We start from the raw sequence: 20,713 nt of genomic DNA, 5'->3' as shown, positions 1-20,713 counted from the left end.
TGCTAGAGTTGCATCGATGGATCAGACCGGCTTTGGGCGGACAACCGGCTCGTAGCCCGCTTTTTCCGAAATCATCTGTCCGTCTGCCGCGGAAAGCGTTTATGCGCGTTGCTTGACGCCGCCGGTGCGGCCCCCTCAAGATGCTGCGAAACAAAACGGACCATCCCGAGGAATGCCCATGCCGCGGAAGCTGATCGACATCTCCGTGCCGCTCAGAAACGACGTGACGGCGGATCCGCCGGGCAATCACCCGACGATCCAGTACATCGATCACCAGCAGGGCCTGCCGCGGATGCTGCAGTTCTTCGACGGCCTCACGGCACAGGACCTGCCGGACGGCCAGGGCTGGGCCGTCGAGCAGGTCTCGCTGTCGACCCATAACGGCACGCATCTCGATGCGCCCTGGCACTTCCATCCGACCATGAATCGCGGCGAGCGGTCATGGACGATCGACGAGGTGCCGCTGGAATGGTGCTTTCAGCCCGGCGTGAAGCTCGACTTCCGGCATCTCCCCGACGGCTACGTGGCGAGCGCCGACGACGTCGAGAAGGAGTTGAGGCGGATCGGGCATTCGCTGTCGCCGCTGGAGATCGTCGTCGTCAACACCGGCGCCGGCGCCAGGTTCGGCCAAGTCGACTATGTCAGCTCAGGCTGCGGCATGGGCTATGAGGCCACCATGTACCTGCTCGAACGCGGCGTGCGGCTGACCGGCACCGACGGCTGGAGCTGGGACGCGCCGTTCGTCCACACCGCGAAGAAATATGCCGAAACGAAAGATGCCGGCCTGATCTGGGAAGGCCACAAGGCGGGACGGCACATCGGCTATTGTCATCTCGAGAAGCTGCACAATCTCGACCAGCTGCCTTCGACCGGGTTCACGGTCTCGTGCTTTCCGGTGAAGATCGAGCGGGCCTCCGCGGGCTGGACCCGCGCCGTCGCGATCATCGACAGCTAGCTGTCGAGCCCGCTCTCGGCGAGTTCGCGCAAGGCATCCATGTCGAGCACGACGATGGCGCCGTGCTCGAGGCGAACCCAGTTGCGGCCCGCCCAGGCGCGCAATTGCTTGTTGATGCTCTCGCGCGTCATGCCCACCATCTCGCTGATCTCCTGCTGCGTGATGGCGAGCGTGCCGCTGCCGGAGTCGAACTTGCGCTCTTCGGTGAGGCCGAGCAGCGCGCTCGCGAGCCGGCCCGGCAGATTTTGCAGGATCACCTGCTCGACCTGCTGGCTGGTCCAGCGCAGGCGCGCGCACAGCAGCTCGATGAATTTCATTGCGAGCGCCGGCTGGCTCTTCACGAACGGCAGGAAATCCCGGCGATCGATGATGTAAAGCTCGCAATTGGTGTTGGCGGTCGCATCGGCCGACCTGGGGGCGCCGTCGAGCACCGCGATTTCGCCGAAGATCTCTCCGGGACCGATCAGATTGAGAATGGCGTTACGGCCGTCGGGCGACGAAGAGGAAATCTTCACCGTCCCTGTGATCACCGCAAACAGGTTGTTGCCGGGATCGCCCTTGGCAGCGATCGTCGCGCCGCGCTTCACCGTGGTGTGCTTGGCGTAACGGCAGAGCTGATCCAGCGCCTCCGGCTCCAGATCCGCAAAGATCGGGTGCTTGCGCAGGACCGATAATTTATTCCCCGCCGCTTGTCGGGGGTCGTCGCCGGTCTTGTCCTGAGGCACGCCACTGGGCTCCTAAGACTGCGAGGCACTGGGGTCCCTGCGTAGTCAGTGTAGCCCAGTTTTTCAACCGGAAAGCATGGTCTCGATTTGAGGCAAACGCGGCGAAAATGCCGCGGTCGGGCGCGAAGCCGGCAGCCGAAGGATGAGCCAATGCGTCCCGGTCGATGCAGAGTTGCAAGCGCCGCACGCCGCCTTGCGTTGAGGCGCTGCCAACCCGCCCGAACTCGCACGGCATAGCCGCGCCGCGGGCGCCGCAAATGCGACCGTGATCTCAGGCGCTTCGATGCTTGACGTCTGACTTGAGCCGGCCTGGACTGGTTTGCCGGCCTGCCCAGACCAGTGCCCCGGCGAATGTGACAAAGATTGCCACGACAATGATGCTCATCAGCAACGCGTCGGCCGGCATGATGCCCTCCCCTGTGAATTCAGGCATTATTCGGGACACGCGGCGGAACGCATTGATCCCGATCAAAATCGAGCCGCGCTGCGTCGGAATCAGGCTGCGGCCAGGGCCTCGACCTTCGCCGGATCGAGCAGGCTGATCCCGCCATGAATGATCTCGATCACGCCGTGGCGCTCCAGCTTGGTGAAGGTGCGGCTGACGGTCTCGATGGTCAGGCCGAGGTAGTCGGCGATGTCCTGGCGGCTCATCGGAAGCGGGACCGTGTCCGATGCCCCCTTCAGCGAGACCAGCCGCTCGCGCCAGCCGAGCAGAAAGGCCGCCACCTTTTCGCCCGCCGAACGGCGGCCGAGCAGGACCATGTGGTCCCGGGCCTGGTTCAGCTCGCGAATTGCCAGCTCATTGATCCGCCTGAGGAGGTGCAGCCGGTCCTCGATGAAACGGCCGAAGGGTGCCTTCGCGAACTGGCATACGGTCACCGTGCCGATCGCATCGGCCGAAAAATTGTGCCTGCCGGAAATATTCATCCCCAGGAAATCGCCGGGCAAGGCAAAGCCCACGATCTGCCGGCGGCCGTCGGGCAGCAGCTTGTACAGCCGCATGACGCCCTCGATGAGATTGTAAAACGAGGTGGTGATGTCCTCCTCGGAGAACACGGTCTCGCCTGAGGCAAAATGGACGCGCCGGCCGAGATGTTCGAATTCCCGAAGCTCGACCGCATCCAACGACGAGCAAACCGCCGATGCGCGGACGGCGCAATCGCTGCAGAGCTGCCAGTTCGGCTCAATCGTGACTACGGGCTTCATCGACCGCTCCAAGCGCCGGGTGCCCATCAGGCCCATTCCGTCGCGCGGCTGCATTTTACTGCACTGCGCCAAAGCCGGTTGACCCAGATCAATTTTGGAGGGAATCCCCGCCCTATTCTCTCCCAGACTTAAACGGGGTCACTTTACATGCTGCAAGGAATGCTGCGTCACGGGCTGGTCGGGTTGCTTCTGATCACACCTGCCCTGGCGGCCCCGACCGCCGAACAACGCGGCAAGGCCTTTGCGCGCGCCAATTGCGTGCGCTGCCACGCGATCGACCGTGCGTCGAACAGTCCGCTCAAGATTGCACCGCCGCTGCGAGCCCTGCACCAGCGCTATCCCATCGAGAGTCTTGGGGAGGCGCTGGCCGAGGGCATCAACACAGGCCACGCCGACATGCCGGCCTTCGAGCTCACTCCGGACCAGATCCACGATCTCCTGTCCTACCTCAAGACCCTGGAATAGCCGCCCTCACACCGCCTGCACCGTCCAGCCGATCAGCTCCTTCGCGATGCGCGTGAAGGCCGTATCAAACGCTGCGACCGCCGCGGCCGGTTCGACCTTGTCGAGCTTTTCGCTGGTCTCGACGAGACGCGAGGCGATCACCTTGCCGTTCTTGTCGACGATCCGTGCCGACAGTCCGATTTCGACCCGTGCCTCCCCCTCCGTGGCGATGCGGAAGCGCCTGATGTCGATCAGCAGCTGATAGTCCGCCTGCCCGAGATCGGCCGTGCGCAGCGGCGCGTGGGCGATGTCGTAGTTCTCGAAACTGTCGATCAACCGCGCCTGCACCAGCTTGGGAATGCTGTCGGCCCAGAGGAAGTCCGCAAAGCCCGGATTGTCGCCGCCGGGCGCAAACAGCATGCGCTGGGTCTGGAGCATGGCGACCGCTGTCGGCTCTGGAATGGCCAGTGACGCCGCGAGCGTCTTGCCGGCCGGACCGAGGTTCTGCGGCGTGCGCAGGTCATAGGTGACTTTCTGCGCCGGCGTTCCGCCGCCGGTCATCTTCTCCAGGCCCGCCAAAATGCCGTCAATCTTGCCGGTGTTGCGCGCAAGCCCGTCGGAGAAGGTCTTGAGATTGGCGATGGTGTCCTTCAGCGGGCCCGAATTGTCCTCCAGCACGGTGTCAACCCGCCGCAATGCATCCCGCGCGGCCTGCGTCATGCTCTGGCCCGCACCGGCCTCGGCAATCAAGGTCGGGGGCTCGCCGGATTTGGTGACGATGACGCCCCCCTCCAGCGTCACCACCGGCACGCCGGTCAGCCCCTGGAAATCAAGCCCGACCTTGCTGTCGGCGCGCACCGGCGTGGTTGAAGCAACCGAGATCGTCGCATTGACGAAGCGTGGATTGTCCGGCGCAAGGCCTAGCTGGGTGACCTCGCCGACGCGGATGCCGTTGAACAGCACGCCGGCGCCGACCAGAAGACCGGGCACCGGGCCCTGGAATTGCACGTGATAGCTGGTGCGCGGTCCGATGCCGCCGGTGTTGTTCAGCCAATAGACGAAGCCGAACACCGCGAGGATCGCGGCCAGGACGAAACTGCCGATCAGCACGTAGGGAGCGCGTGTTTCCATGTCTCATCTCATCTCGTGTTGCAGCATCTGCGAGCGCTTGCCGTGGAAATAGGCCCGCACCCAGGGATGCTCGGATTGCAGCAATTCGCGCATCGGACCGATCGCCACGATCTTGCCGTCGGCGAGCGCGGCGACCCGGTCGCAGACCGTGGTCAGGCTCGCCAGATCATGGGTGACCATGAACACGGTGAGGCCGAGGGTCTTTTGCAGGGTCCCGATCAGCGCGTCGAAATCGCCCGCCGCGATTGGATCGAGGCCTGATGTCGGCTCGTCCAGGAACAGGATCAGCGGATCAAGTGCGAGCGCGCGCGCCAGCGCCACTCGCTTGGTCATGCCGCCGGACAGCTCCGCCGGATATTTATCGGCGTCCTGCGCCCGCAGCCCGACCATTTCGAGCTTGGCGATCGCGATCTCGTCCATCAGCTCCTGCGACAGCACGAGATTTTCACGGAGCGGAAACTGGATGTTCTGCCGGACCGTCAGCGAGGAGAACAGCGCGCCCTGCTGGAACAGGATGCCCCATGTCGTGGCCGCGCCTTCGGTGCGGCCGCCGATTGGCCGTCCCGTCACCTCGATGGTCCCGCTTTGGCGCGGGATGAGGCCGATGATGGTTCGCATCAGGACCGACTTGCCGCCACCGGACGCCCCCACGAGTCCGAGGATCTCACCCCGGCGCACGTCGAGCGACAGATGATCGAGCACGGTCTGCCGGCCGAAGCCGACCACGAGGTCGCGGACGCGGATCGCGAACTGCTCTTGCGATTCGCCCATGATCACATTCCGATCGAGGCGAAGAAGATCGCGAACAGGCCGTCGAGCACGATCACCAGGAAGATCGACTTGACCACCGACGTCGTGGTCTGTCGTCCCAGCGACTCGGCGCTGCCCTTCACGCGCAAGCCCTCGCTGCAGGCGACGACTCCGATCACCAGCGCCATGAACGGCGCCTTCAGGATGCCCACCTCGAAATGGGTGACCGAGATCGCCTCGTGCAGCCGCGCGATGTAGATCGCCGGCGCCATGCCGCCGTAGAACTGCGCGACCAGGCCGCCGCCATAGAGTGCGGCGATCGATCCGATGAAGGCAAGGATCGGCAGCGCAATCACCAGGGCAGCAACCCGCGGCAGGATCAGGACGTGGACGGGATCGAGGCCCATGGTCGAGAGCGCGTCGATCTCCTCGCGCATCTTCATCGAGCCGAGCTCGGCGGTGTAGGCGCTTCCCGAGCGGCCGGCGACCATGATGGCGACGATCAGCACACCAAGCTCGCGCAGCACCAGGATGCCGACCATGTCGACGGTGTAGGACTCCGCGCCGAACCTGCGGAAATGAAAAAATCCCTGCTGGGCGATGATGGCGCCGATCAGGAAGGTGATCAGCACGACGATGGGGATGGCCTGCCAGCCGATGCGGTAGAGCTGGTAGATCCGCGATGTCAGCCGCAGCGAGCGCGGCCGGCGCAGCACGCCGATCACGGCCATGAACAAGGCGCCCAGCATTTGAAGAAAGATCGTGATGTCTTCGCGCGCGCCGACCGTGGACTTGCCGAGATCGTTCAACCTGAGCAGAACAGGGTTGGGTGCGGGCGCCGGCGGTGGGGTGTGGCGGTTGACCTGGCGCACCTCGTCCATCAGGCCACTGAAATGGTCGGCGACACCGATAAACTCGGCCGACCTGCCGGATGATGAAGCCCTGCGCGACAGCTTTTCCAGGACCCAGGCGCCGAGCGTGTCGAGTGCGCTGACGCCCGACATGTCCAAGGTCACGGCTCTGGATCGATCGACATCCGCCCCGACCGACCGGGACAATGTCTCCAGCATCGACACGTTCGCGGCAATCCACGGCCCTTCCGGGCACAATTTCAGCTCTTCGCCGGAGGGCGTTGCCAGCAACAGCGGTTCGGAGTTCACGCTTCCACCTCATCGGGACAACCGGGTCCCCATTCAGCCGGTCATTCTAGGCCAGCATGTGGCAGCCGGTTTGACCTGTCTCAAGACCACGACGCGTCTGCCTCCTTGACGCAAATCAAGCGCGGTCGGGCCGGCGAGTCCTAGGTTTGTTTCCATTAACGGGGAAATCAGATCCATGTTCGACCGCGACAGGATGAGCGAAGAACTGCGCACGCTGAAGGTTGACGTCACACGCTTGCTGAGCACGGCCGGCGAGGAGATGTTCGACAGTTCGAAAGACCGCGCGGAGGCACTTGCCGATCAGATCAAGGCCGCGCTCGCCGAGCTCGGCGAGACCGTCGACGAGGAGCAGGACCAGCTTCAGGGCCTCATTGCGGACCGCCCGCTCACATCACTGGCCTCGGCCTTCGCGCTCGGCGTGGTCGTCGGATTTGCGCTGCGGAGGCACTAGGTGAACACGGAAAATGTCGTCAAACATCTGCGTGTGCTCTGGCGTACCGACAGGATCATCGCGGACATCAGGCTGCGCCACCTGCTGATCGGCCTAGGCCTGCGTGCCTTTGCGGCGCTGATCGCCGCGTTCGGGCTCCTGATGCTGGAGCTGTCCGCCTATTTCGCACTGGTGCAGATATGGAGTGCCATTGGCGCGGCCGCCATTCTCGGCGCCGTCAATTTTGCCATCGCCGCAATTCTCTTTGTGATTGCCGGCCGGCCGCCTTCAGGTCGCGACATCGAACTCGCCAACGAGATTCACGGCGCATCCATCGAAGCGCTTCAGCTCGAGGCACGCACATTCAAGGCCCAAATGTCGGGCGCCGTGCATCATCCGCTCAGCACGATGTTGCCCGTGCTGGTGCCGCTGATTGCGGTCCTGGTAAAGACTTTGCGGAGAACGGCCAAGGAGGCCCCCGCCGCAAATCCGGCTGAAGCCCGCTCATAGCGGTCGAGCTCAGAGTTTCAGCCTGACGTCGCAAATATCCGGTTCAGTGGGATCCGGCTTCACCTCAAAGCCGAGCTGCCGGCACATTTCGAGCATCGTGGTGTTCTCCCTGAGAACATCACCGGAGATCGCTTTGAGCCCCTCCGATCTCGCGTAGTCGATGATCAGCTGCATCAGGGCCCATCCCAGCCCCTTGCCCTTGAGATCGGAGCGCAGCAGGATCGCATATTCACCGCTCTCGTAGATCGAGTCCGAATGGAGTCGGACCACGCCGACCATCTCGCCGTTCGCCTCGTCGAACGCGATAAAGGCCATCGCCCGCGCATAGTCGAGCTGGGTCAGGCGCGCGATGAACTCGTGGGTGAACTCCTTCATCGGCGCGAAGAAGCGCAGACGAAGGTCGTGCGCCGTGACATGCTTCAGGAATGCGTGGATGGTCGGCTCGTCCTCCGGACGCAGGGGCCGCGCGAAGATCCGCCAGCCCTCCTTGAGCTTGAGGCGGCGCTCCCATTGCGACGGATAGGCCCGAACGGCGAAATTGGCAGCGCCGGAGCCCGCAAATTTCCGTTGCGGCGACCCGACTGCGACGCGGGCATCGACCGCGGTCGCGCCGGTTTCGTCCGCCAGCAGCGGATTGATGTCGAATTCACGGATCCCGGGAATGTCGGCGGCCATCTGCGCCAGCTTGACCAGGACCATGGCGACGGCGTCAGGCTTCACCGCCGGCACGTCCCGGTAAGCGCGAAGCAGCCGGGACACGCGGGTGCGGTCGATCAGATCGCGGGCCAGTTGCAGATCGAGCGGCGGCAGCGCAAGCGCCTTGTCGTTGATGATCTCGACCGCGGTCCCGCCGCGGCCGAACACCACGACGGTGCCGAAGGTGGGATCGTCGGCGAGACCCAAAATCAACTCGCGCGCCTTCGCCTTGACGACCATCGCCTGCACGATGACGCCCTCAATGCGGGCTTGCGGACGCAGCTTTCTTGCCCGAGCGAGAATGTCGGTGGCGGCGGCGCGCACCGCCTCGACCGTCGTCAGATTGAGCACGACGCCGCCGACGTCGGATTTGTGGACGATGTCACGCGACATGATCTTCAGCACGACCGTGGCGCCTTGCGCAAAGATGTCGCTCGCGTAGGCCACCGCCTGCTCGATATCGGCCGCGGCGTATGTGGGCACCATCGCGATATCGTAGGCTTCGAGCAGGTGCTTGATCTCGACAGGTTCGAGCCATTGGCGCCCATCGGCGATGGCAGCAGCTACGATCTGTTTTGCAGCACGTGCGTCCGGCACGAACGTCTCAGGCATCGCCGGTGGAACCTGGCTCAGCTCCTCCACGACTTCGCGGTGCCTCACGAGGTACATGAAGCCGCGCACGGCGTCATCCTCGGTCGGATAGTTCGGGATGCCCGCACCGGACAGTGTTTCGATGATGTTCTGGTCTGCTCCGATCCACGAGGCGAGCACGGGCTTGGCCCAACTGCGGTGCTTCTCGCGATATGCCTTGACCCGTTCGGTCACCATCGTTGCGATATCGGCAGCCGAGGCGATCGCGGTCTGCACATTGAGGACGAGGACCGCATCATTGTCGGGATCGGCAAGCAACACCTCAAGCGCTGCCGCATAGCGCGACGCATCGGCGTCGCCCACGATGTCGACTGGATTTGCGCCGGACCAGGTCGGCGGCAGCGCGTCATCGAGTTTCTTGCGGGCGTCGGCCGAGATGGTCGCCGGAATGCCGCCGAGCTCGACCAATCGGTCAATAGCGAGGACGCCGATGCCGCCGCCATTGGTCAGGATGGCGAGGCGCTTTCCCGCCGGCGACTCGACGCGGCCGAGTGTCTCGGCGCAATCGAACAGCTCGCGCAGATCAGAGACCCGCAGGACGCCCGCGCGCCGGAACGCCGCGTCATAGACGGCGTCGGCGCCCGCAAGCGCACCGGTATGGGTGGCAGCCGCCTTCGCGCCCTGCGCCATTCGGCCGGACTTCACCACGACGACCGGCTTCACGCGCGCCGCGCCACGCGCGGCCGACATGAACTTGCGCGCGTCCTTGATGGCTTCGATGTAGAGCAGAATCGCCCTGGTTTTGTGATCCATCGCGAAATGGTCGAGCAGATCGGCAACATCGACGTCGATTTGATCGCCGATCGAGACGATGCCGGAGAAGCCGACGCCGCGCTGCGCGGCCCAATCGACCATGCCGGCCGCGATCGCGCCTGATTGCGAGATCAGCGCGAGATTCCCCGGCCCCGGCATGTGCGCAGCAAAACTGGCATTGAGGCTCACGCCGGGCATCATGATGCCCAAGCAGTTCGGCCCGATCAGCCGCATGCCGTATTTGCGGGCCGCAGCGATGGCGGCCTCGTGCAGGGACCCCGGTCCATGGCCGAGCCCGGCCGAGACGATCAGGGCGCCCGCCGAGCCGCGTCGCCCGGCTTGATCGACGATGCCGGGAACCGCGCGCGCCGGCACGGTGATGATCACGAGCTCGGGCACGAACGGCAATTTGTCGAGGCTGTCCACGGCCGCGACGCCGCCGATCTCGGCATGGCGCGGATTGACGAGGCCGAATTGTCCCGAGAATCCAGCCTTCTGGATGTTCTCCAGAACGGCGCGTCCAACGGACACCGGGCGGGCGCTCGCACCGACGAGCGCGACCGAACGCGGCGACAGCAGGTTCTTCAGACGATAGGTTGACATGAAAGCAAATGCGCCCGGTCGGTGGCGGTTCCGATGGTTGACGATCAAGCCGATAAACTGACGACCCGCCTAGTACGAGAGCATAACCCAGCACGGTGGCTCGCCAATGACGGTCTTTGTCACACCGCCCCAAACGATCTCGTTCAGGCGCGAATGATGGTAGGCGCCCATCACGATCGCATCGATGGCATGGGAATTCGCCCAGCTTCCGAGCACCTTGCCAATCGAGCTGCCGCTGCCCGTCGTGGTTTCGAACGAGGCGTAGACCCCATGTTCCCTCAAGTGATCGACCAGAGCCGTCCCGGATTGCACGATCGCGTCTGACTTGTCGTCCGCCACGGTCACCACGCGGACCAGGGCTGCTGCCTGAAGGATAGGCAGCGCGTCGCCGACCGCACGCGCCGCACGCGCGGAGTGATCCCAGGCGATCATGACGTTCTCGAATTCCGGTCGCAGTTTGTCCACATGCTGCTCCGGGCAAAGCAGCACGGGCCGCCCGGATTCGAACAGAAGCGTCTCGATGATGTGCTCGATGCGACTGTCGTGCGGCTTCACGGGGGCCAGCGTGAGATCGCTGAAGCGTCCGTGCTCGGCCAGGACTGACGCGATCTGGTCTGGCGGCACCTTGGCCGACCGGCTTTGAGCGCGAATGCCGGTGCGGGAAGTTGCGCGGGTGAACGCATCCAGGAGATGCTGACTGTCGCCCACCCCAAGCGAGCCGTTTGCCTCGGCCGCATCGGGGAGCATCACCTTCGGCCGCACGAAGACATCCTCCTCGAGTGCAAGCGCGGTGATCCTGGCGCCGAGGTCGGCAGCAACGGCCACGCATTTCTCGATCGCAGCAAGGGCCGGGTCGCGTGGCTGGCCGACGAGCGGCAGAAAGACGTCCTTGATCGGCATCGGGATTCTCCTCAGGCACCAGAATAGGCTGGCTTTGGTCGGGACGCTTGATCCTCGTCAAGCCCGGGAACTTCGACCGGCCGGAAGGAAACAGGCGTTGACCGAAGTCAAGGACTGGCCGCGATCTGCTTCTATGGATTACCCTGATCGCGGGGCAAGCAGCCTTAACGCATCTGGACGTACCAGCTGGAATGACAGACGATTCTGCGACCCAGGACCGGATCTTTGCGGCGCTCACCAATTCCGCGGATCATCCGAACGTGAGGCGGATCGATACGCACGCAGCTTCGGTCTTTCTCGAAGGCAAGCGTGCTCTGAAAATCAAGCGCGCCGTGAAATTTCCATTCCTCGATTATTCGACGCTCGAGAAGCGCAAGGCGGCGTGCGAGGAGGAGATCAGGATCAACCGGCCGCTGGCGCCGCAGATCTATCACCGCGTCGTGGCGATCACGGAAGAGCCCGATGGATCGGTGAAGGTCGACGGAAGCGGCCGGCCGATCGAGTATGCGGTCGAGATGTTGCGCTTCGACGATAGCCGGACGCTGGATCATCGGGCCAACGCCGGGGCGCTGGATGACACTTTTGCCTCAGCTGTCGCCGACGCGATCGTGGCTTCGCATGCGCAGGCTGTTCGCGCCGACGGCAGCGCATGGGTTTCCTCCATCCCCGGCCTGATCGATGGCAACAGCAATGGCCTGCGGACCGGCAATCATTTCGAAACCGAAGAGATCGCAGAACTCGGCAGAGACTCACACGCAATGTTCCTCCGCCTCCGGCCTTTGCTCGAAGAGCGCGGCCGTCAAGGCTTCGTGCGCCGCTGCCATGGCGACCTGCATCTTGCGAACATCGTGTCGATCGACGAGAAGCCGGTGCTGTTCGACGCCATCGAATTCGATGCGCAGATGGCAACCACCGACGTGGTCTACGATCTCGCATTCGGATTGATGGATCTGTTGCACCACGATCAGGCACGCGCAGCCAACATCGTGCTGAACCGCTATCTCGCCGCGACTCCAGTCGAAAATCTCGACGCGCTCTCCGCACTGCCGCTGTTCATGTCTATCCGGGCGGCAATCCGCGCCCAGGTCGCGCTGGCACGGCTGAAGCCGCCGCATTCCGATGATCCCAGCCTTCTCGACGGGGCGCGACGCTATTTTGGCCTCGCCCGCGCGCTGATCCATCCTCCCGCTCCCCGGCTGATTGCAGTCGGCGGACTGTCAGGCACCGGAAAGACGATCTTGGCACGCACGCTCGCGCCGGACGTTTCGCCGCAGCCGGGCGCCGTCGTGCTGCGCAGCGACCTCGTCCGCAAGCAGATGTTCGGGATCGAGGACACGGACCGGCTGCCGGCATCCGCATACACACCGGAGGTCACGGCCCGCGTTTACGAGATATTGGCTCAGCACGCCGGGCGGGTGCTGGCGCAAGGCCATTCAGCGATCATCGACGGTGTGTTCGCCCGTGAGGACGAACGGGACGCGGTTGCAGCACTGGCTCGCGAGCGTAACGTGCCGCTGAGCGGCCTCTTTCTGGTTGCGGACCTCGCGACCAGGCAGGCGCGGATCGGAGGCCGCCGGGGCGACGCATCCGACGCCACGCAAGAGGTTGCCGCGCTGCAAGAGCACTATAATATCGGCCATGTCGGTTGGGCGACCATCGATGCATCCGGGACGCAAGAGCAGACGCTCCAGAACTGCCGGGACGCGATCGCCGAGAGCAAGTAAGGCAGTCTGCAAATGGCGCGACCCAGCACGAATTCGACGGCCGCGCGCGTCAAGCCTGCGGCGAGGCACAATGTCCTGCCCGGCCGCCTCAGCCCCGGCATGGTCTGCGATACGGCGTTCCGGATCATCGCCCGCCGTCACCTCGCCGCCGTTCTCGCCCAGCATGACGGCACCTGCCGCGGCGATCCCGAGGCGCTGCACCAGATCCGGATTGCACTGACGCATCTGCGCACCGCCATCCGCTTCTTCTCGCCGATGGTGGATGACGCCGTACGGCCGGAGGTCTGGACCGAACTGAAATGGCTGAACAGCCAGCTCGGCATGGTGCGGGACCTCGACGTGGCGATCGAGCGGGTCATCGCCGAGAGTGGAGGCGAGTTGACCGTGATTGCCGAGCTCCAGCACTGGGACGAGAAGCGCGCCGAGAGCCACCGCCTGCTGGCGCGCGCGCTGCAATCCGCGCGGTATCGCCGGCTCGTCGAGCAGACGTCAGCCTGGATCGAGAGCGGCCCCTGGTCGACCCGCCGCAGCAAGGAGGCCATCAGGCTGCGCCGCTGCGCGCTCGCCGACCACGCAACAGCGAAACTCGCGGAATGGGAAAAGGCGCTGCTCAAGAAAGCGCGTAAGCTCCGCAAGCTCGGTGTCGAGAAACGGCACAAGCTGCGGCTTCTCAACAAGCGGCTGACTTATTCGATCGAGTCGCTCGAGGACCTGTTCGCCGACGAGTCGCTGACCAGGCAGAAGTCGATCCTCAAGCAATTGCGCAAGGCGCAAAAGTCCCTTGGGCGATTGAACGACGACGCGCGAGGGCAGTCGCTGGCCGCGTCATTGAACGTAGCCATCCCCGAAGCGGGCATTCGCTTCCTCAACCGCAAGCGCGAAAAGAAACTGTTGCGGATCGCTTCGGACGCCTACCGGAAACTGGACAAGGCCAAGCCGTTCCGCTCCGCCGACCTTGCGCCGAATGCGCAGCCTGAGGATTAGGTGTGGACATAGTCTCCCGGCGCGTCGGGCAAACCGTCAAGGTCTCCGCCTCCGGTCTGCGGCGGATCGCAGGGCGCCCCGGAGTGTGCGGCCAGCCATTCTGCCCATTCCGGCCACCACGATCCCTCGACTTGCGGTGCCAGCTTCAGCCATTCGTCCGGGCCGACATAGCGCGCATCGGCGGCCTTGATCAGCACCTGATAGCTGTGGCCGGACTCGTCCGGCGGCGCGACGACGCCGGCATTATGGCCGCCGCTGGTCAACACAAAGGTCACGTCGGCATCGACCTGATAGTGGATCTTGTAGACGGATCGCCACGGCGCCACGTGATCGGCGAGCGTACCGACCACGAACATCGGCGCATGGATGTCGGAAAGCGACACGCTCTTGTCCTCGACACGATAGCGGCCCTCGGCCAGATCGTTGCCCAGGAATAGCTTTCGCAGATACTCCGAGTGCATGCGATAGGGCAGCCGCGTGGCGTCGGCGTTCCAGGCCATCAGATCGCTCGGTGGCGCACCCTCGCCCATCAGATAGTCGTGCGACAGCCGCGACCAGATCAGTTCGTTGGAGCGCAACAACTGGAACGCGCCGGCCATCTGCGTCGTGTCCAGATAGCCCCGCTGCCACATCAGGTCCTCGAGAAAGGCGACCTGGCTCTCGTTGACGAAGAGCGTCAGCTCGCCGGCCTCGGTGAAATCCGTCTGTGCGGCAAGCAGGGTGGTCGTACACAGTCGCTTGTCGCCATCGCGCGCCATCGCAGCCACAGCGATCGACAGCAATGTGCCGCCCAGGCAGTAGCCGAGCGCATGGGTCTTCTGGCCCGGCACGATCCGGCCGATCATGTCCAACGCCGCCATGACACCCAGCTTGCGATAGTCGTCAAAGGCAACATCCCGGTCTTTGGCATCCGGATTTCGCCAGGAAATCGCGAATACGGTGAAGCCCTGGCCGGTCAGATACCTCACCAGAGAATTCTGCGGCGATAGATCGAGGATGTAGTACTTCATGATCCAGGCCGGCACGATCAGGATTGGCTCGGGTCGCACTTGAGCGGTCGTCGGATGGTACTGGATCAGCTCGATCAACGCGTTGCGATAGACGACCTTGCCCGGCGAAGCCGCGACCGTCTTGCCGACGACAAACTGTTCGTCACCCGCCGGCGTTGCGGCGGAGAGCAGGCGCATCAGGTCGCTGCACCAGTTCTGCCAGCCGAATACGAAATTCTCCCCGCCGCTCCGGAACGCCTTCTCCAGCACTTGCGGATTGGTCGCCGCGAAATTCGACGGCGCCAGCATGTCGAGCATCTGACGCATCGCGAATTCGACGACGGCTTCATTTGCGTGCGACACGCCGCGTACGCCGGTCGTGGCATCGTGCCACCAGCGCTCTCCGAGCAGGAACGCCTGCGCCAGCAGATTGAACGGTGCGGCTTCCCACTGCGGACCCCTGAAGCGACGATCCCGCCCCTGCGGCGCAATCACGGACCACGGCTTTTGCGACGTCGCATGCGCGGCGGCTTCCACGAACTGGCCCATGTCGCGAAGCACGTTGCGCGACATCTCCACCTGACGCTGGGGCGCCGCGGCCAGATGAGAGCTCCAATCGAGCCAGGCGAGCGACAAGGCCAGCGGCGAAATCCCGCCCGTCAACCGCGCCAGCATCGCATGAAACGCGCGGTCGAGAGGGTATGGCTCCGATACAGGCAGGGGATCGGCGGCGACCGGCATTCCAGCCGGCGTTTCGGGGCCCCTCGTAGAGGCTTCGGGCTCAACGACAGGGCTAACGGAGAGAGCCTGCGCGGATGGCTCTTCGGCCCGTGGAAATATCTGCACGACGCTCATGGCTGAATGTTCCTGCCAGCTTCTTGGCTGCGTGGCAGCAGGATATGGCGAGGCTTCGGATGCGCGTTGAGCTGCATCAAGTCCGGGCATCGGGAAGAGCCCCGCTTCACCCCTTGACCTGCATCAAGCCGCAGCACCACGCCGGAGCTAGGTTTTGCGCATCGACATCGACAAGCCAGCGGAGACTGCCATGCGTGCCCATCAGATCATGACCCGGTCGGTCATCTCGGTTACCCCGGACACCAGCATCGTCGAGGCGGCAAACATCATGCTGAAGCGGCATGTCAGCGGTCTCACGGTCGTGGACAATGCCGGCAAGCTGGTCGGCGTGGTCTCGGAAGGCGACTTCATCCGCCGCAGCGAAATCGGCACGGGACGCAAGCGCGGGCGCTGGCTGCGGTTTATTCTCGGATCCGGCAAATCGGCCAGCGACTTCGTCCACGAGCACGGCCGCAAGGTCTCGGAGGTGATGACCTCTTCACCGGTGACCACCACCGAGGATGCGGCACTTGCCGAGATCGTTGACCTCATGGAACGGAACAATGTGAAGCGTCTGCCGGTGGTCCGCGGCGACAAGATCGTCGGCATCGTGTCGCGGGCGAACCTGCTCCAGGCGGTGGCGGACCTCGCCCGAGATGTACCCGACCCGACCGCGGACGACGATCACATTCGCAGCCGCATCATCGATACCATGGAGAAGAACGACTGGTGCCCGTTCGGGCTGAACGTCATCGTCCGCGATGGCATCGTTCATCTCAGCGGCGTCATCACCGAGGAGCGCGTGCGACAGGCCGCGGTCGTCGCAGCGGAGAACGTCATCGGCGTGAAGAAGGTGCATGACCATCTCTGCTGGGTCGACACCATGTCAGGAATATATCTGAACTCGCCCGAGGACGATGACCTCGCCAAAGCAAGCTGACCAAAGCAAGCTGACCAAGGCAAGCTGAGCGCGCGCCGATCGCAATTCAGCGCGGAATGACGGCGGTAGCTTCGATTTCGACGCGCGCCGCCTTCTCGACAAGCCGGACGACCTGAACCAACGCCATCGCCGGGTAGTGCGCGCCGAAGATGGCGCGATAGGCCTTGCCGAGCTCTTTCAGGTTCGCCAGGTACTCGTCCATGTCGACGACGTACCAGGTCAGGCGCACCAGATGCTCGGGCTGCGCACCGGCCTCCGCGAGGATCGCGGCGATGTTGCTCAGGGTCTGGCGCACTTGCGTGACAAACCCCTCCGCGAGACGCTCCTCGGCATCCCAGCCGATGACGCCGCCGGTGACGACGATGCGTCCCTCGGCGGCCATGCCGTTGGCATAGCCTTTCGGCACCGGCCAGCCGGACGGCTGCAGCACCTGCGCTCTGGAGCGGGCTTCGTCCTCGGCTGCTGTCGGCAGCACCGCGAGCTGCGGGCCTTTCGGCGTCGTCACGGACAATTCTCTATCCTTCTCTCATCCCGCCGCGACGCCGGAGGACGTCACCGCGGTCTGCGCCAGTTGCCGCAAGGCAAAGCGCTTTAGCTTGCCGGTCTCGGTCTTCGGTAGTTGCGTCACGAACTCGATCGCGCGCGGATATTTGTACGGCGCGATCTCGCGTTTGACATGCTCCTGCAACGCGGCCACGAGTTCCGCGTTCGGCGTTACGCCCGGCGCGGCAATGACATAGGCCTTCACGATCATGCCGCGCGCCTCGTCCGGCGCGCCGACGACCCCGCACTCGACGACGGCGGGATGCGTGAGCAGCGCCGCCTCGACGTCCGTGCCTGCGATGTTGTAGCCGGCCGACACGATCATGTCGTCCGAGCGCGACTGATACCAGAAATAGCCGTCGCTATCCATCAGGTAGGTGTCGCCGGTGATGTTCCAGCCGTTCTGGACGTATTTGCGCTGGCGCTCGTCGGCGAGATAGCGGCATCCGGTCGGCCCGCGTACCGCGAGCCGCCCCATCGTGCCCGGCGGAACGTCATTGCCGGAATCGTCGACGATCTTCGCCTCATACCCCGGCACCGGCTTGCCCGTCGCACCAGGGCGGATCTCGTCCTCGGTCGCGCTGATGAAGATGTGCAGCAGCTCGGTCGAGCCGATGCCGTCCATCAGCTTGATGCCGGTCGCCTTCTGCCAGGCATCGAATGTCGGCTTGGGCAGCGTCTCGCCGGCGGACACGCATTTGCGAAGCGAGGAAATATCGCGGCCCGGAAGCTTGCCGATCATCGCCCGGTACGCGGTCGGCGCGGTGAAACAGACCGTCGTCTTGTACAGCTCGATCGCATTCAGAATGTCGTCGGGCGCCGTCTTCTCAAGAACGACGAAGGAGGCACCGATGTGCATCGGAAACAGCACGCCGCCGAAACCAAATGTGAAGGCAAGCGGTGCCGAGCCGACGAATCGGTCCTTCTGCTCCGCGCGCAGGATGTTGCGCGCATAGCCATCGCACACCGCCAGCATGTCACGGTGGAAATGCATGGTGCCCTTGGGATCGCCGGTCGTGCCCGACGTGAAAGCGATCAGGCAGACGTCGTCGGAGGCAGTATCGACAGCTTTGAACTCCGGACTTGCATCCTCCATCAGCGCCTCGAGCGAGTCGCTGCTGCCGTTGCCCCAATAGACCACGCGCTTGAGGCCGGGGGCCGCAGCTTTCGCCTTCTCCATTTCGTCGGCGAGCTTGCCATCGCAGAGCGCGAGTGTGATCTCCGCCTTCTGGATCGGATAGGACAGCTCCTTGGCGCGCAGCAGCGGCATGGTCGCCACGACGATGCCGCCAGCCTTGATCACCGCCAGATAAGTCGCGACCATCATCGGATTGTTGGCCGAGCGTAGCAGCACGCGCCCGCCGGTGACGAGACCAAGCTTGCCCACCAGCACATTGGCGATGCGGTTCACGACCGTTTGCAGCTCACGATAGGTGTAGCTGACGGCGGGGCTGATCACGCAAGGAGCGTCGCCATGCCCCTGCTCGACCCAGCGGTCGAGGAAATAGCTGACGCAGTTGAGGCGGGGCGGATATTGCAGTTCCGGTCGCGTGAAGATGAATTCCGGCCAGAGCTCGGCTGGCGGAAGATGCTGCCGCGCGAACGTATCGACATGGGCTGTCGCAGCATTGGCGTCACGCGAACCCGAGACTTGAACCTTGGCGGCGTTGGCCATCGCACGCTCCTTTCAGCATGGAAAGCACCCGGCAGCACTCACTCGAAAACATTTTAGGCTTAAAGCAATTTCGCGCAATAGCGGATTTTGGGCATCCCGTGCTTTTTCCGGCGGCAAATGGGATTGGTGGGTGCCTCGGCCGCGGACCTAGGCCCGGCGGCGAGCGGCCGATTTCTGCGCCGATGCCTTGGTCTTGGCGAGCAGCCGCATCAATTCGCGCACATCCTTCGGCGTCAGATCGGCGAAGAGATCGGCGATCCAGGTTTCGTGTTCCGCGGCCATTCTGCGAAACTCGGCGCGACCGAGTTTAGTCAGCCGGATCACCTGGACGCGGCGGTCCGTCTCCGACGTGCGGCGGTCGAGATGACCGGATTCCACGAGGCGCTCGACGAGACCAGTGACGTTGCCGTTCGACACCATCATGCGCTTGGAGACGTCGGACAGCGTCATGCCGTCGGGCGCCTTGTCGAGCTGCGCCATCAGGTCGAAACGGGGCAATGTGACGTCGAAGCGCTGTCGCAACCGGCCACGGACCTCGCCCTCGATCAGGGTCGTGCAGGTCAAGAGGCGCAGCCACAGCCGAAGCTCTTCGGCGTGGTCCTCCGGAGTTTCGACGGCCTTGGTCTCGGAATCGAGCATCTCGATGTAGCCACTCACGGCCGGCATGGGCGCCGGCACGGATTCCCAACGTTTTGAGCTTCAAGTAAATCCGAGCCGGCTGCAAGCGTAAAGCCGCAACAATCGACCGCATGCCGATTTCTTTAGGCTTCAAATAATTGGCGCGCCGCTTGCATGCACCGCTGCCCGCAGATGACGACGCTTCGAGCTCGCTTGCCGCGGCAGCAATCATCGGCATAAACTTGGATTGGAGTAGCGGCTTGCAGCGCAAGTCCTGTTGTCACGGGGGACAGATCATGAAGACGCAAATGACGTTGGCCGCAGCCGCCTTGCTGCTTGGCACTGCGGTGAGCCCTTCCCTCGCCCAGGAGAAAATCAAGCTGGGTGTGATCGTGACCCTGTCGGGACCCGCCGCCGCGCTCGGCCAACAGGTTCGCGACGGCTTTGCGCTCGGAATGAAGGATCTCGGCGGAAAGATGGGCGGCCGCGATGTCGAGGTCGTCGTGGTCGACGACGAATTGAAGCCGGACGCAGCGGTCACCAAGGTCAAGGGCCTTCTGGAGCGCGACAAGGTCGATTTCGTGGTCGGCCCGATCTTCTCCAACATCCTCCAGGCGATCCACCGGCCGGTCACGGAATCGAAAACCTTCCTGATCAGCCCCAATGCCGGCCCATCGACGTTTGCCGGCAAGGACTGCAACCCGTTCTTCTATGTGACCTCGTATCAGAACGATCAGGTGCACGAGATCCTCGGCAAGGTCGCGCAGGATCGCGGCTACAAGCGCATGTATCTGATGGTGCCGAATTATCAGGCCGGCAAGGACTCGGTGGCGGGCTTCAAGCTCGACTACAAGGGCGAGATCGTCGAAGAATCCTACATGCCGCTCAACACGCTGGACTTCCAGCCGGAGCTTTCCAAGATTTCATCGCAGAAGCCCGATGCTCTCTTCACGTTCATGCCCGGCGGCCTCGGGGTCAATCTCGTCAAGCAATACCGGCAGGCTGGCCTTGCCGACAGCATTCCGGTGCTCTCGGCTTTCACGGTTGATGAATCGACGTTGCCGGCGCAGCAGGACGCGGCGGTCGGCATGTTCGGCGGCGCGAACTGGGCGCCCAATCTCGACAATCCCCAGAACAAGAAGTTCGTCGCCGCCTACGAGGCCGCCTATAACGGCGTCCCCGGCACCTACGCGTTCCAGGCGTACGATGCCGCGATGCTGATCGACAGCGCCGTCAAGGCCGTGAAGGGCGACCTCTCCAATAAGGACGCGGTCGCGGCCGCTCTGAAAAAGGCCGACTTCACCTCGCTGCGCGGCGCCTTCAAGTTCAACACCAACGGTTATCCGATCCAGGATTTTTACCTGACCAAGGTCGCCAAGCGCGCGGACGGCAAGTTCCAGACCGAGATCGTCCAGAAAGTCTTTGAGAATTACGGCGACCGCTACGCCAAGGACTGCAAGGCGGCGAATTAAACCGCGCGTCGCGTCGAGGG

At 63.9% G+C, this 20,713-nt stretch carries 20 protein-coding genes; 8 read left to right on the top strand and 12 right to left on the bottom strand.

The window, feature by feature from the left end; all coding sequences use genetic code 11:
- The first annotated feature begins 178 nt into the window (after positions 1–178).
- On the top strand, positions 179–955 hold the full coding sequence (locus tag ACVIN2_RS34030; protein ID WP_456768957.1) for a cyclase family protein: 777 nt from the start codon (positions 179–181) through the stop codon (positions 953–955).
- Here the strand turns inward: ACVIN2_RS34030 and ACVIN2_RS34025 are convergent.
- The 3 genes from ACVIN2_RS34025 to ACVIN2_RS34015 all read right to left on the bottom strand — a co-directional run bounded on the left by ACVIN2_RS34025 (position 952) and on the right by ACVIN2_RS34015 (position 2,886).
- Positions 952–1,680 (bottom strand): Crp/Fnr family transcriptional regulator, encoded by a 729-nt coding sequence (locus ACVIN2_RS34025; protein ID WP_007601607.1) that lies wholly within the window; start codon positions 1,678–1,680, stop codon positions 952–954. The genes ACVIN2_RS34030 and ACVIN2_RS34025 overlap by 4 nt on opposite strands.
- Before the next feature lie 271 nt (positions 1,681–1,951).
- On the bottom strand, positions 1,952–2,086 hold the full coding sequence (locus ACVIN2_RS34020) for a hypothetical protein (RefSeq protein WP_456768956.1): 135 nt from the start codon (positions 2,084–2,086) through the stop codon (positions 1,952–1,954).
- A gap of 89 nt (positions 2,087–2,175) precedes the next feature.
- Positions 2,176–2,886 (bottom strand): helix-turn-helix domain-containing protein, encoded by a 711-nt coding sequence (locus ACVIN2_RS34015; protein ID WP_456768955.1) that lies wholly within the window; start codon positions 2,884–2,886, stop codon positions 2,176–2,178.
- Between the two features lie 147 nt (positions 2,887–3,033).
- On the opposite strand from ACVIN2_RS34015, the gene ACVIN2_RS34010 reads away from it, so the two are divergent.
- Positions 3,034–3,351, top strand: coding sequence for a c-type cytochrome (locus tag ACVIN2_RS34010; RefSeq protein WP_456768954.1), 318 nt, complete (start codon positions 3,034–3,036; stop codon positions 3,349–3,351).
- A 6-nt stretch (positions 3,352–3,357) separates the two neighbouring features.
- Here ACVIN2_RS34010 and ACVIN2_RS34005 read toward each other — a convergent pair whose 3' ends face one another.
- Genes ACVIN2_RS34005 through ACVIN2_RS33995 form a run of 3 tightly spaced genes read right to left on the bottom strand, consistent with a single transcriptional unit; the run spans position 3,358 to position 6,371 of the window.
- Positions 3,358–4,461, bottom strand: a complete 1,104-nt coding sequence (locus ACVIN2_RS34005; RefSeq protein WP_456768953.1) for an ABC-type transport auxiliary lipoprotein family protein — start codon at positions 4,459–4,461, stop codon at positions 3,358–3,360.
- 3 nt (positions 4,462–4,464) lie between these two features.
- Positions 4,465–5,232 carry an ABC transporter ATP-binding protein gene (locus ACVIN2_RS34000; protein ID WP_456768952.1) on the bottom strand — a complete coding sequence of 256 codons (768 nt, stop codon included), beginning with the start codon at positions 5,230–5,232 and terminating at the stop codon, positions 4,465–4,467.
- A 2-nt stretch (positions 5,233–5,234) separates the two neighbouring features.
- Complete coding sequence (locus ACVIN2_RS33995) at positions 5,235–6,371, bottom strand: MlaE family ABC transporter permease (protein ID WP_456768951.1); 1,137 nt, start codon at positions 6,369–6,371, stop codon at positions 5,235–5,237.
- 175 nt (positions 6,372–6,546) lie between these two features.
- Between ACVIN2_RS33995 and ACVIN2_RS33990 the strand changes: the two genes are divergently transcribed.
- The gene (locus tag ACVIN2_RS33990) at positions 6,547–6,822 is read left to right on the top strand and encodes a hypothetical protein (protein ID WP_456768950.1); all 276 of its coding nucleotides are present in this window, start codon (positions 6,547–6,549) and stop codon (positions 6,820–6,822) included.
- Positions 6,823–7,311, top strand: coding sequence for a phage holin family protein (locus ACVIN2_RS33985; RefSeq protein ID WP_456768949.1), 489 nt, complete (start codon positions 6,823–6,825; stop codon positions 7,309–7,311).
- A 9-nt stretch (positions 7,312–7,320) separates the two neighbouring features.
- Here ACVIN2_RS33985 and ACVIN2_RS33980 read toward each other — a convergent pair whose 3' ends face one another.
- Positions 7,321–10,014: a bifunctional acetate--CoA ligase family protein/GNAT family N-acetyltransferase gene (locus ACVIN2_RS33980; RefSeq protein ID WP_456768948.1), complete on the bottom strand. Its 2,694-nt coding sequence runs from the start codon at positions 10,012–10,014 to the stop codon at positions 7,321–7,323.
- A gap of 69 nt (positions 10,015–10,083) precedes the next feature.
- The gene (locus ACVIN2_RS33975) at positions 10,084–10,914 is read right to left on the bottom strand and encodes a universal stress protein (protein ID WP_456768947.1); all 831 of its coding nucleotides are present in this window, start codon (positions 10,912–10,914) and stop codon (positions 10,084–10,086) included.
- A 191-nt stretch (positions 10,915–11,105) separates the two neighbouring features.
- Between ACVIN2_RS33975 and ACVIN2_RS33970 the strand changes: the two genes are divergently transcribed.
- Positions 11,106–12,638, top strand: a complete 1,533-nt coding sequence (locus ACVIN2_RS33970; protein WP_456768946.1) for a bifunctional aminoglycoside phosphotransferase/ATP-binding protein — start codon at positions 11,106–11,108, stop codon at positions 12,636–12,638.
- A 12-nt stretch (positions 12,639–12,650) separates the two neighbouring features.
- Positions 12,651–13,622, top strand: coding sequence for a CHAD domain-containing protein (locus ACVIN2_RS33965; protein ID WP_456768945.1), 972 nt, complete (start codon positions 12,651–12,653; stop codon positions 13,620–13,622).
- Here ACVIN2_RS33965 and ACVIN2_RS33960 read toward each other — a convergent pair.
- Entirely contained in the window at positions 13,619–15,466 is a 1,848-nt protein-coding gene (locus ACVIN2_RS33960) for a PHA/PHB synthase family protein (protein ID WP_456768944.1), read from the bottom strand. The genes ACVIN2_RS33965 and ACVIN2_RS33960 overlap by 4 nt on opposite strands.
- A 190-nt stretch (positions 15,467–15,656) precedes the next feature.
- Here ACVIN2_RS33960 and ACVIN2_RS33955 point away from each other — a divergent pair, with 190 nt between their 5' ends.
- Positions 15,657–16,385, top strand: a complete 729-nt coding sequence (locus ACVIN2_RS33955; RefSeq protein WP_456768943.1) for a CBS domain-containing protein — start codon at positions 15,657–15,659, stop codon at positions 16,383–16,385.
- A gap of 46 nt (positions 16,386–16,431) precedes the next feature.
- On the opposite strand, the gene ACVIN2_RS33950 is transcribed toward ACVIN2_RS33955, so the two are convergent.
- The 3 genes from ACVIN2_RS33950 to ACVIN2_RS33940 all read right to left on the bottom strand — a co-directional run bounded on the left by ACVIN2_RS33950 (position 16,432) and on the right by ACVIN2_RS33940 (position 19,269).
- Positions 16,432–16,890 (bottom strand): RidA family protein, encoded by a 459-nt coding sequence (locus ACVIN2_RS33950; RefSeq protein WP_456769850.1) that lies wholly within the window; start codon positions 16,888–16,890, stop codon positions 16,432–16,434.
- 21 nt (positions 16,891–16,911) lie between these two features.
- Positions 16,912–18,603 (bottom strand): benzoate-CoA ligase family protein, encoded by a 1,692-nt coding sequence (locus ACVIN2_RS33945; RefSeq protein ID WP_456768942.1) that lies wholly within the window; start codon positions 18,601–18,603, stop codon positions 16,912–16,914.
- Positions 18,604–18,750: 147 nt separating this feature from the next.
- On the bottom strand, positions 18,751–19,269 hold the full coding sequence (locus ACVIN2_RS33940; RefSeq protein WP_456768941.1) for a MarR family winged helix-turn-helix transcriptional regulator: 519 nt from the start codon (positions 19,267–19,269) through the stop codon (positions 18,751–18,753).
- 248 nt (positions 19,270–19,517) lie between these two features.
- Between ACVIN2_RS33940 and ACVIN2_RS33935 the strand changes: the two genes are divergently transcribed.
- The gene (locus ACVIN2_RS33935; protein WP_211398297.1) at positions 19,518–20,693 is read left to right on the top strand and encodes an ABC transporter substrate-binding protein; all 1,176 of its coding nucleotides are present in this window, start codon (positions 19,518–19,520) and stop codon (positions 20,691–20,693) included.
- Positions 20,694–20,713 lie beyond the last annotated feature (20 nt).

This window comes from Bradyrhizobium sp. USDA 3650 (assembly GCF_054057395.1).
The sequence above is the reverse complement of the archived record's forward strand: the minus strand, read 5'-3'. Positions and strand labels throughout refer to the sequence as shown.